Source organism: Steroidobacter sp. (genome assembly GCF_016790065.1).
Lineage (GTDB): Bacteria > Pseudomonadota > Gammaproteobacteria > Steroidobacterales > Steroidobacteraceae > Steroidobacter.
In genome coordinates this window covers 1-11,760 of record NZ_JAEUPY010000783.1, presented here as the reverse complement: position 1 = coordinate 11,760, position 11,760 = coordinate 1, and the positions used below count along the sequence as shown (strand labels likewise).

The following is an 11,760-nucleotide window of genomic DNA, read 5'->3' as shown; positions in this document are numbered from 1 at the left end:
CGAGTGATCAAGAACACGAGAAAACGCAGCGCCAGTTCATTGCGAGGATCGCGAGCAGTGGCACTACGAATAATAGCGGCCACACACAATATAAGGATGCTAACACCGATGTTGTCGGCTGGGTGGTCGAGCGTGCGAGCGGAAAGTCCTTGCGGTCGTTTCTGGCCGACATTGTCGACGCGGCGGGCATCGAGGGGACGTTATTCATCACAACGGATCGCGAGGGCTTTCCAACTATAGATGGCGGTGCGTGTTTGACGGCGCGCGACCTCGCTCGTTACTTCTCGATTTTCACGCGGCATGGTCGCGGCGTCGGAAATGAGATCGTGGGTAGCGCAGAATTTATTCAGCGGACGCTGGGGTCTGGTGTGCATTTGCCGCCGCCTAACGAGCGTATCCGCTACAGTAATCACATGAGGATTCTTGGAAACACAATGGGGCATTCCGGGTGGGGTGGTCAGTATGCTCTTGCAAATCTTGATACCGGGGCAGTTGGGGTCTTCTTTAGTGTGATTGAGAATCAGCATGCGGCTGACCGAGGCTACCTCAGTCAAGTCGCCCGAATGCTTGAGTCCATTACTGCTATGGAGCCGGACAGCTCGCCATAATATTTTCGCAGGCGACACCTACGCTAGGTATTCGTGCGTGCGACACGCAGGCCTTCTAGCGTAGTGTGCTCCGATCAAATCGAGAAAATTGCTTCACGCGCTCGTGATCGATAGAAAAATTAGAGATCAGCGCTTTGTATGACGAGAAAACGCGTTGTCCACGCCATGGCTATTCGTGGCAGGACATCGTCGCCTTCAGTGACGAGCTACAGTCGCATATCGCTTCGTGCAGGGTTCGCTCGCGGGCAGGATCAATCGATAATGAAAAAGGAAGAGCTTCATGCCGCTCGAAATGGGGTCGCGTAACTTTCTTAGCCGGTCTACCCATCACAACTTGGCTCATTCCTAAGCCATCCCGCTCGACTCGCTACAGATTTCGTTCAGAGTTCCATGTCAACACGTCGAGGATTTTTGAAGCAGACGGCAGCCGCCGGAGTTGTCACCGCAGTGCCCTCTTGGGGGGCTCACCGCACAGACGGTTTAGTCGCCCGCGTCGAAGGTCGGATCGGATCCAACCGAATTGCGAAAAAGTCAATTGCGCGAGTCAGGTCTGTCATTCGCCGCGAGGAGACTGTACTGCGCCACGGTGGCAATGGCGACAATTGGCATATGAGTTGGGCCTCTGATGATCGTCAGTACGTGAGCCTATGCGACGGTTCGGGGTTTTCTGATCAGCCAAGAGCATTCTATAACAGCCGCATGATTGCTATCAGCGGTGGTCCGCGTGACGCTCAGTTTCATGACCTCGCGGGTTATCCTATGCTGGCAAGGCCAACGCAGCGGCAGAACGATACGCGCTACTATAACTTCGGTACGTTGGCGCTTGACGGGTATTTCTTTCAGTTTATGAGTACCTTCAACCGACCTTTTCGGCCTAACGAGGAGGAAGAGCCAGATCGAAATAATCTAATCCGCTTCAATGGCGCGAAGCTTATATATTCTCCAGATAGTGGTCGCACTTGGCATAACCAGAATGGTTCGACACCTGTGGTATGGGAAGACTGGAATCAGCGGTCGCGTGAAGCGCTTGTGTTCTTTGAGGAGGATCAAGAGGCCTTCTCGCTGCTCACTATCCTACAAATGGGAAGGAACTACGAACACAACCGAGACGGCTATATTTACGTATACGCCCCGAACGGTAACACCGAAGGTACAATGAATGAGCTCGTTATGTTTCGTGTGCTTAAGGGTAAACTTCTTGAGCGAAGCAGTTATGAGTACTTCGTAGGTCGGACTGCCAAGGGAGGCGCGATATGGAGCAAGGACATCATGGCACGCGCTACGGTGCACACCTTCCCGCGGGGATGGGTGAACTCGCTAGTGCACCCTTATGCATGGCACCCGAGTGTTGTCTACAATGCGCCGCTCGGGCTATATCTGATGGCCAATTGGGGTATGGGCGCTGGGCTCGATGGCATGTGGTTCAGTAGGCCAAGCTACCTTGGCTTTTGGATCGCGGCGAATCCTTGGGGGCCTTGGACACAAGTCCACGAAGAGACATCGTGGTTGCCAGCAGGTGAACCGAACGCCCGTGCTTACCAGCCTCAGATTGCCCCCAAGTGGATCTCCGATGACGGTAGATCATTCTGGATTGTGTGGACGGACTTTCAGGTGACGGACGAGAAGGCGAGGCGGCTTGCAGCAGAAGAATACAAGCGGATTGCCAATGCTGGTACGTCCAGCGAGACGGATGTAATGAGGAGTGCCATGAGCATGCGCCAGTACATGCCTTACTACGCTTTCAATGTTCAGCGCGTGGAATTGGTAATTGCCTAGGAACGATGAGTTTCCGCCATTTTTGCGGAGAGCGCTCCGATGGTTGACACTCGCCGCGGAGCTATTGATCTCGAGGTCGCGGCTTGAGGTTGAGACCCAACATTAGTTCCACTACGGCTCCAAGAGGTCGTGACCTCAGGTCGACAACTGCTGCTTGTCCTGGCGCCGTACTATCCAACTATCGGCTTGTGATAAGGACTGGCCGCCGCCTGAAGCTGACCTCATTTCGACCGGGCAGGTAATGGGGGCGCTGCCGCGGCGATCGACTCGACGCGGGCTGCTCCGCTTGCCGGTGCGCTCAGTTTCCTCGTCAGTGTCGCTGTGATGTTCATCTTGAGGTAGCGATGGAACGCGGCCCTCGCGCGTCAGGGGGATTGCCTGTTCATGAGCGGGAATCCCAAGACGTTGACGCGGCGGGCGCCATGAGTCACGGCTGAGCAGAGTGCTATGGCGTGAGTCCACCAACGAGACCAAAGTCCGCCATGGCCCGAGATATCGAGGCACATGAACAAGCGACGGCACCACTATGTGGGGGAGGCACTATCTTGGAGCGTGGGCCACTGACGACCAGCTCTGGTGTTGGCGCGGGGAAAAAGTATTCATCACGAATACGATGAATGTCTCGCAGTTGGCAACGCTGTATGCGGAGCCACTGACGCTGGGTATGCCGGATGATTATTGGGCAAGTCGAACGCGTGCGATTCAGGCACTCACACCGCAACGTATCGGCGAGGCAGCCGCGAAACTCTATGCGCCGCAGTCACTGACGTGGCTCGTCATCGGCGACCTGCGGCGCATCGAGCAATCGATCCGCAAGCTCAGCCTGGGGGCAGTTGAACGGTTGCCCTGCTGCTCTCGCTGAGGCGTGCTCACCACGGCGTCGGCTTGTAATCCTTCAGGAACTGACCCCACACATGTGTGCCGGTCAGGCGGCCGACGAAGATGGGGTCGATGATGCGTGCGGCGCCATCGATGATGTCCAGCGGCGGCGAGAAGCCTTCTTCGGCCTTGCGGGCGGCATGCACGGCGGGGTCTTCATCGGTGACCCAGCCGGTGTCGACCGCATTCATGTGGATGCCGTCTTTCACGAAGTCGGGCGCACTGGTGCGCGTCATCATGTTGAGCGCAGCCTTGGCCATGTTGGTGTGCGGATGTTTGTCGGTCTTGAAGGTCCGATAGAACTGACCCTCCATCGCGCTGACATTCACGACGTGCTTGTGTTGTCCGGGTGTCCGCATCATCAATGGCTTGAGGCGCGCGTTCAGGATGTAGGGTGCGATGGCGTTCACCAACTGCACTTCCAGCAGTTCCGGCGTTTGCACTTCATGCAGTCGCAGCCGCCAGCTGTTCACCTCCCGCAAATCAATCTGCTGACGATCCTCGTCGTAGCACTGCGCTGGAAACAGCGCCTCACCGCCGCGATAGTCCTCATCGAGGTAGTGCCGCTGCGACAGGGCGGCGCTGTGGATCAAGCCTTCGGCGGGGTTGCGATGTGCAATCGAGAGCAGCGATCCAGCCTCGGGTGGCGAAGCGTTTCCTAACGTGCGGCACAACTCGTCGTGACCCGCCAACGTGTCGCGCCAGGACGCAGGTAGTGCGTCAAACGCAGTTGCTTCACGAGGCAGCAGGTGCTGGAAGAAATTTGCTGGCCGTCGCACGGTTTGGCAGGCGTTGTTGACGATGTAGTCCAGCCGCGGCAATCGATCTGCCAGGAAGTGAGTGAACAACTCGACACTCGGTGTGTGTCGCAGATCCAGCCCATGGATCGACAGCCGTTCACGAAATTCCGCAAAGTCGGTTTCCTGAGAGTATCGATCGGCCGCATCGATGGGAAAACGCGTCGTGACGATCACGTGCGCGCCGGCTCGTAGCAGCTTCAAGGACGCTTGATACCCGATCTTGACGCGCGCGCCGGTCACCAGCGCATAGTGGCCACTGAGATCCGCGGTCTGTTCGCGCTTGGCATAGTTGAAGTCACCGCACGTTTCGCACATGGCGTCGTAGTAGCGATGCACGGTCGTGAACGATTGCTTGCAGATGTAGCAGTTGCGTTCGCGATTCAAGGTGCGCTGATCGTCTGCCGCCGCAGTCTCTGGCGGCGGTAGCCACAGCGGTGTGTAGACCGGGGAGCGGCGCTGGGTGCGCAAACCGGTCTGTTCGACCACCTTGCGATCCTGTTCCTTGAGTGCGGCCCGATCGGCCTTGCGAAACGCCTTGGCCATCTTCACCAGGTCGTGCCGCTCAGGTTTCGCGACCAGACCGGCGAGCGTCAGCAGCTCGCGGCGTTGCTCCTGGGTGAGCTTGATCAGGTGGGAGCGGTCGGCCTCGATCTCGCGCAGTACCCGGATACAGGTGAGCATGTCGCCTGCAGAGAGCGGCGGGGCGGCGTCAGGGGCGGTGGAAGTCATCGGATTTACGACTGGCGGCGGGGCGGAGTGCCGGGCATTGTCCGCAGCAGTAGGCGGGTCACGCAAGTTTATTGGCCGGCCGTAGCTGAGCCGTTTGCGTGGCCGTGCGTCTATCCTTCGGAGGGCGAGCGGGTCGAGCGGCATTCCGAGGTAGGCAAGAGGTTTTCGTGGCGGAGGGTGGGGCGGAATCTGGAACGACGGCGGCCGCGGCCGCTCTGGACGCTGCTTCGCTCGAGCGGCTGCGGCCCTCGCTGGTGCGCTTTTTCGAGCGCCGTTCGCGCAATCCGGCCGACGTGGAAGACCTGGTGCAGGAGGTTTTTTTCCACCTTGCCCGGCAAGTCGACCTGGCGGCGATCCAGCAGCCCGAGCGCTATGTGTTCCGGATCGCGACCAATGTGCTGCGGGACCGATTGCGGCGTGGCGCCGTCCGCCGTACCGGCGACCATGTCCCCCTCGAGGAAGTGGAACTCGGTGGTGAGGCGCCGTCGGCCGAGCGTGTCTACCACAGCGAGAAAATGCTCGAGCAAGTGCTGGCTGTGCTGGACGAACTCACCCCCAAGTGCCGCACGACCTTCCTGCTGCAACGGTTCGAGGGGCTGAGCTACTCGCAGATCGCACGTCGCCTCGGTGTGAGTCGCAGCGCTGTAGAGAAGCAGATGATGCACGTGATCCAAGTGTTGTCGGATCACTTTCCGGAGTAAGGATGAGACAGGAGAGTCCAAGCGAAGCCGCACGCTGGTTTGCCCGCATGCACGACGATGAGCGCACGCCGGCGGACGAGGCGCGATTCGATGAATGGTTGGCGCGAGACCCTGGCAATGAGCGCGCATACCAGCGGCTCGAGGCGCTATGGGGAGCGGTCGAATCGACGCGCAACGCTGCACCTATCCGAGAGGCGCGAGCGCGAGCGGTCGAGGAGTCACAGCATTCGGCTCAGTTGTCGGCGGCGGCGGGTCGTCGTCGCGGCGGCTGGTTCATCGCGGCCGCTGCTGTGGTGGCCACCGTGGGCGTGGTGGCGGTGCAAGTGATGCTGCCGGCCGATGTTGTCTATCGCACCGCTGTAGGCGACCGTCGCACCATTCAGCTCTCCGATGGCAGTCAGCTCATTTTGAATACCGATACCGTGGCGACGGTGCGTTACCGACTCACCAGTCGCACGGTGCAGCTCGAACGGGGGCAAGCGCACTTCGACGTGGCACACAGCACGCTACGTCCCTTCTTGGTGGACGCAGGGCGCGGTGTGATTCGCGCGATCGGCACTCGCTTCGAGGTCTACCGGCAAGCGGATGAAGTTCAGGTCAAGCTGTTGGAGGGCCGCATCGAGGTGACGCCGGCAGCCGAGACACGGCGTGCCGATGTGGCTGCAGGGACGACTCTCAGCAATCAACCGGCGCGCATCGAAATGACAGCGGGTCAGCAAACCGCACTGTCAGCGAGCGGCATGGCGCCGCTGACGGCTGTGAATGTGCCGGTCGCAACCGCATGGTTGGACGGCAAGTTGGTGTTCAACGATGTACGGCTGCAGGAGGCGGTCGCGGAGATCAATCGTTACTCGACGCAGAAGATCTACGTGCTCGATGGCGGCCTCGCCGAGTTTCGTGTCAGTGGTGTGTTTCGCACTGATCGAGCCGATGCATTCATCTCTGCCGTGAGCACCTCACTACCCATTCTCGTGCAGCCCGCAGCCGACGGTGCGGTGCTGCTCGCGCCGGCCGACTGAGTCGTTGTGATTCGTGTGCGTCAATAGAGGCGTTCCTCTGGCACACACAACAAGGTCACTGTGAAAAGCAACGCTCGCAGAATGGTCGCCGCGGCGATCGCATCGCTCCTGCCGCTCAATGCACTCTGGGCTGCTGACATCAAACGATTCGATCTCGAAGCGCAGGATGCCGCGCCGGGACTGCAAGCGCTCGCGCTGCAGGGAGACTTCGAGGTGTTCTTTCCGGCAGCGCTGGTCAAAGGTCGCAAGATTCATGAAGTGCGCGGTGAGTACACACCGGCGGCCGCATTGGATCTGGCACTTCGTGGCACGGGATTGAAACATCGCGTGACTGGCGAAGGTACGTACGTGGTCGAAGACGCCGGTGGCCGCGTCGATGAAACCGCCAGCATCGAAACGGTCAACGTGTTCGGCACGCTCGACGATCAATTGAGCATCGGTGGCAAGTCCGGTGCGTCGCTACGTGAGACGCCGAAGTCCGTCACTGTCGTGACGCGCGAGCGGATCGAGGCACAGAACCTCACGTCGCTGGCGGAGGTGCTCAGCCAGACCTCGGGCGTCGTCGTGACCAGTCACAGTCACAGCGCCATCGATAGTTTCTTCTACTCGCGTGGCTTTCGCGTGCAGACGTTGCAGTTCGACGGTGGCGCGCCGGCCTACACCGGCGGCTTCGGGATGTTCTTGTCGCCCGACACGGCGGCCTACGATCACGTCGAGATGCTGCGAGGCGTGGATGGCATCTATACCGGTGCCGGTCAGCCCGGGGGTGTCGTCAATCTCGTGCGCAAGCGAGCGAAAGCGACGCCACAGGTCGAAATCAACTTGTCTGCGGGCAGCTGGAATGAGTACCGCGGCGAGTTCGATGCCACCGGTCCACTCACGGAAGATGGTCGTTTGCGTGGCCGATTCGTCGCTGCTTACAAAGACAACGAGTTTTTCTATGACCGCGGGCAGTCGCAGAAGACGCTGTTCTTCGGCACCGGCGAGTACGACATCACACCATCGACGCTGCTGGTTGCCGGTGCGAGCTATGAGCGGCGCAAGGAAGATGGCTTCGCCATGCAAGGCCATCCGCGCTATGCCAATGGTGACGATCTGCGACTGCCACGAAGCACCGCCTTCAATCCTGAGTGGGCGCACTGGTATCTGACCAGCAAAGAGGCCTTCGCCCGGATCGAGCAGAGCTACGGTAATAACGGCGTGCTCAAATTGAATGCCACGCGAATCGAGCAGCAGAGCGAGTCACGTCAGTTCATCGCGCTTGGTTTCGTGGATCCGGTGACCCTGACGGGGCCGCGAGCGGCGACGCCGGCGTCCGACTATGACTCTTCGCAGAATTTGCTCGACCTGTCCGCGAGCGGAACCTTTGCTTTGTTGGGTCGTGAGCATCGCTACACGGTGGGTGCAGACTATTCCAAGGTCGATGGCGGCGGCGAGAAGGCGTACCGGCTGTCGCTGTACACCGGACAGGGGCCATATGGCGTGTGGGGCGATCTGGTCGACGTATTCAACTTCGATCCCTCGCTGTATCCGCGCAGCCCCGAGCGACTCAATGCCTACTATCCAGAGAACTCTCAGTCGCAGCATGGATTCTACGCGGCGCTCGGTCTGCAACTGCTCGAACCGCTGCGTCTGACGCTGGGCGGACGTTACGGCGAGTATCGTTACTTGCAGGTGTATCAGTCCGTTGCGGCGGACGGCACCTACGGCGCTCCATCGACGACTAGCTACGAGGACAGCGCGTTCGTGCCCAGTGCGGCCCTCAGTTGGGATTTCTCCCAAGACTGGTCGGCGTATGTGAGCTACGCGGAAACCTTCGAAGTCCAGGCGCAGCGCTTGCAAGCGCCGCTGCCAGGCAAGCCGCTGGATCCGATCACCGGTGGCGGTTTCGAAGCCGGCGTCAAAGGTGAGGTGTTCGGCGTTCTGAATGCGTCGGCCGCGGTGTATCGAGTGGAACGCGAAGGGCAGGGCATCCGTAATCCGCTGTATCCGAATACGCCGGGCACCGGTGGCGCAAGCTGCTGCTTTCTCGGCAATGCCAACGTGACCACGCAGGGTTTCGACGCTGAGCTCAGCGGTACAGTGTTGCCGGGCTGGCAGGTCTATGCCGGCTACGGTTACTTCACCAACGAATACGAAGGGCTGCGTACCACGGTGTTGGGCGACGGCACGTTGGGATGGCCGAGCGGTGTCGCCTACGCCTTGAACCGCGTTCCCAAGCACATGTTCAAGATGTGGACGACGTGGCAGCTGCCTGATCGTCTCTCTCGATGGACGGTGAATGCCGGTGTCACCGCGCAGACGGCGAGCTACATCGACACGGTGGTGCTGAACTCAAGCGGTGATGAGACAGCATTCCGCGCCGTGCAGGACAGCTACGCGCTGTGGAATGCCTCGATTCAGTATCGGCTCGGGGACACGTGGACGATCGGATTGTACGGCGACAATCTGCTCGACGAGCGCTACTACCAAGTGCTCGGCAGCGAGTCCGACAACACCTATGGCAGGCCTCGCAGCTTCGTAGTGTCCGTTCGCGGGCACTGGTAGGCCGCTTAGCAGGTCGATGACGTGAGCACCGAGAGTTTTGCTCTCGGTGCTCACCGTTGCCCCCAGTCTCCGCATGACACACACGTTGAAAAATCTGGCAGGCATCGTGCCGGCGCTCGTGCTCGCGTTCGCGGTGTTGGCGAGTGCCACGAGCGGTGCAGCCGACTCACCGACGCTGCGTGTGCTGCCGTTGCAGTCACTCGACCTCACGAATGCTTCCGATGATCTGCGGGACGTCGCACGTCTCGTTGCCGATGCTCGCGTTGTGGGGTTTGGCGAAGGCTGGCACTACGTTCACGAGTTCCTGACGATGCGCAATCGACTGTTCGTCTATCTGGTCGAGCACGGCGGCGTCACGGCGTACGCAGGAGAAACTGGCTTCGAGCGAGGCGTCGTCGCCGATGATTTCGTGGCGGGACGCAGCGCGCGCTCCTCGGATGCGATTGGGGCGGTCTTTTATAACGCCGAGCTGGCCGAGAATCGACAGCTGCTCGATTGGATTCGCGCCTACAACGACAAGCCGTCGACGCGTCAGCCCATTCGCTTCTATGGCATCGATGTGAGTGCCGGGCGATCGCGCGCCCCGTGGCCAGTCGCGGCGATGGACTACCTCTGGCAACGAGATCCATCACTGGCGCGACGCTTCGAACGTCGACTGCAGGTGCTGCGCTCGCCGCTGTCGATAGATGAGTACGTCGCACTACCGGCGAGCGAACGCGGCGCGCTCACCGAGGCGATCTCGGATCTCATCGATGTGTTCGACGGGATGCAGCTCGAGTGGATTCGACAGTCATCGAGGACGCAGTTCGAGCGAGCACACCGTGCTGTATTGGTGGCGCGCCAGGGCGATGTGCAACGTCGTTGTGATCAACGGCTGCGATCCGATGAGACGCAGCCGTCACTTGCATGCGAGCAATTGCGTGATGGTGCGATGGCGGAGAACTTGCGCTGGGCCATGGAGCAGGAAAGGTCACGTGGCCGCGTCTTCGTGTTTGCTCACAACTGGCACCTGGACAAGGTCGGTAGCCGACCCGCCGAGAGCGGCGGTGGCACGGTGCATTCGATGGGGGTGTATCTGAATGAGGCGCTCGGTGCGCGCTATCAGGTGATCGCCTCGATGGGCGGCGGCATGGCCGATCGCGAGTACGTCAGTACGGACAGTCGAATGCTCCGCGATCTCGAGTGGCTACGCCGGGTGAACCGGCCGCAGTACGTGCTGGACCTGTCCGTGGGCGCGGCGAGTGAAACGCAGTTACCGGCGTCGTTCGACGCCATGCTCTTCATCAACAAAGTGCGACCGTGTCTTGGCTGCGACGCCAAGCTCGCGGCGCCATGAATGTCAGAACGTCTTCTTTTGGAGTTGCCATGTCACTGACCAGGCGAGAGGTGCTCTCCGGCGCCGTTGCCGTATCGTCGCTTGCGACGGCCGGACGTTTCATCAAGGCCGAAGCGGCGGAGAATGCCGGTGCCTACGCGCCGGTGTTCGCCGCGCTCGATAGTTACGTCGAACGTTTTCTGCGGGAAGCGAATGCGCCGGGACTGACGCTGGTGCTGGCCGATCGAGAGGGCGTGCAACGAGTCGTAACCTATGGCTTCGGCGACAAAGATCTGCGTACGCCAGTCGGACCCAATGAGTTGTTCCAGATCGGCTCCATCAGCAAGTCGTTCACGGCCATCTCTCTTCTACAGCTGCACACCGAAGGTCGACTCGACTTTCACAAACCCATCCAACACTACCTGCCTTGGTTGCGGATTCAGTCCGAGTATCCGCCGATCACGGTGCATCATCTGTTGACTCATTCCTCAGGGCTGCCAGCGTACTCGGACCTGATCTCTACCGACCCGAGCTATGCGCATCGCGCGGCGTATGCGCCTGGCACGCAGTACTTCTACAACAACATGGCGTACTCGGCGCTCGGCTATCTGGCGTGGACGTTGGATGGCAGGCAACTGCCGCAGTTATTGAGGGAGCGGGTGCTGTCGCCGTTGGGGATGAAGCACAGCGAGCCCGCCATCGACTTCGACATGCGTGACCGCCTGGTCAAGAGCTATACGACGTTCCAAAGCGATCGGCCGCAACCTCGTGCGGCGCGTTTGTGTGAAGCGGCGCCTCTCATCTACACCTCCGCCGCAGGCTGTGTTGCCGCGACGGCGCACAATATGGGGCTCTATATTCAGATGCTCGCGAATCGTGGTCGGATGGCAGGCGGCCGATTGTTGTCGCCCGAGGCCTTCGACCTCTTCGCCACCGGACACATCGCTGCGCCGGATTTCGGGGCCACGGCACGCTACGGCTATGGTATGGCCGTCGATCAGTTGGACGGCAACACCATGCTGTTCCACACCGGTGGCATGTTGTCGTTTATTTCCTCGTTGATGGTGGATATGGACACGGGTGTCGGTGCGTTCGCGGCCGTGAACGCGCTCGACAAAACCGTGACGCCGATCGTGCGCTATGCCAATCAGCTCATGCGAGCGCATCGGGAACGACGCAGCGCGCCGTCAGTACCGCCGTTGGCGGTGCCCGCGTGGCGGGTGGAGAACGCGGCGGACTATGCCGGCATCTATCGTCAGAACAACGGGCGCAGCCTCGAAGTGTTGGCTGATGGCGAACGATTGTTCCTGCGACACAAAGCGAAACTGGTGCCGCTGGAGACTCGGGGCGGTCGCGATACGTTCCTGGCGTTGCATCCGGATTTCA

General features: G+C 60.3%; 9 protein-coding genes. 8 read left to right on the top strand and 1 reads right to left on the bottom strand.

The window, feature by feature from the left end; translation table 11 throughout:
* The 3 genes from JNL55_RS31800 to JNL55_RS31790 all read left to right on the top strand — a co-directional run.
* The coding region (locus JNL55_RS31800) for a serine hydrolase (protein WP_293864120.1) at nucleotides 1-608 on the top strand (608 nt) is incomplete at its 5' end.
* A gap of 390 nt (nucleotides 609-998) precedes the next feature.
* Nucleotides 999-2,384, top strand: coding sequence for a twin-arginine translocation signal domain-containing protein (locus tag JNL55_RS31795; protein WP_293864117.1), 1,386 nt, complete (start codon nucleotides 999-1,001; stop codon nucleotides 2,382-2,384).
* A 613-nt stretch (nucleotides 2,385-2,997) separates the two neighbouring features.
* On the top strand, nucleotides 2,998-3,246 hold the full coding sequence (locus tag JNL55_RS31790; protein WP_293864114.1) for a hypothetical protein: 249 nt from the start codon (nucleotides 2,998-3,000) through the stop codon (nucleotides 3,244-3,246).
* Nucleotides 3,247-3,253: 7 nt separating this feature from the next.
* On the opposite strand, the gene JNL55_RS31785 is transcribed toward JNL55_RS31790, so the two are convergent.
* Nucleotides 3,254-4,792, bottom strand: coding sequence for an SDR family NAD(P)-dependent oxidoreductase (locus JNL55_RS31785; protein ID WP_293864111.1), 1,539 nt, complete (start codon nucleotides 4,790-4,792; stop codon nucleotides 3,254-3,256).
* Nucleotides 4,793-4,959: 167 nt separating this feature from the next.
* Between JNL55_RS31785 and JNL55_RS31780 the strand changes: the two genes are divergently transcribed.
* The 5 genes from JNL55_RS31780 to JNL55_RS31760 all read left to right on the top strand — a co-directional run.
* Complete coding sequence (locus tag JNL55_RS31780) at nucleotides 4,960-5,493, top strand: RNA polymerase sigma factor (protein WP_293864109.1); 534 nt, start codon at nucleotides 4,960-4,962, stop codon at nucleotides 5,491-5,493.
* Between the two features lie 2 nt (nucleotides 5,494-5,495).
* Nucleotides 5,496-6,512: a FecR family protein gene (locus tag JNL55_RS31775; RefSeq protein ID WP_293864106.1), complete on the top strand. Its 1,017-nt coding sequence runs from the start codon at nucleotides 5,496-5,498 to the stop codon at nucleotides 6,510-6,512.
* A gap of 60 nt (nucleotides 6,513-6,572) precedes the next feature.
* On the top strand, nucleotides 6,573-9,059 hold the full coding sequence (locus tag JNL55_RS31770) for a TonB-dependent siderophore receptor (RefSeq protein ID WP_293864103.1): 2,487 nt from the start codon (nucleotides 6,573-6,575) through the stop codon (nucleotides 9,057-9,059).
* Between the two features lie 73 nt (nucleotides 9,060-9,132).
* The gene (locus JNL55_RS31765) at nucleotides 9,133-10,395 is read left to right on the top strand and encodes an erythromycin esterase family protein (protein WP_293864100.1); all 1,263 of its coding nucleotides are present in this window, start codon (nucleotides 9,133-9,135) and stop codon (nucleotides 10,393-10,395) included.
* Nucleotides 10,396-10,424: 29 nt separating this feature from the next.
* Nucleotides 10,425-11,760: serine hydrolase domain-containing protein (locus JNL55_RS31760; RefSeq protein WP_293864097.1), on the top strand; the 1,336-nt coding region annotated here is incomplete at its 3' end.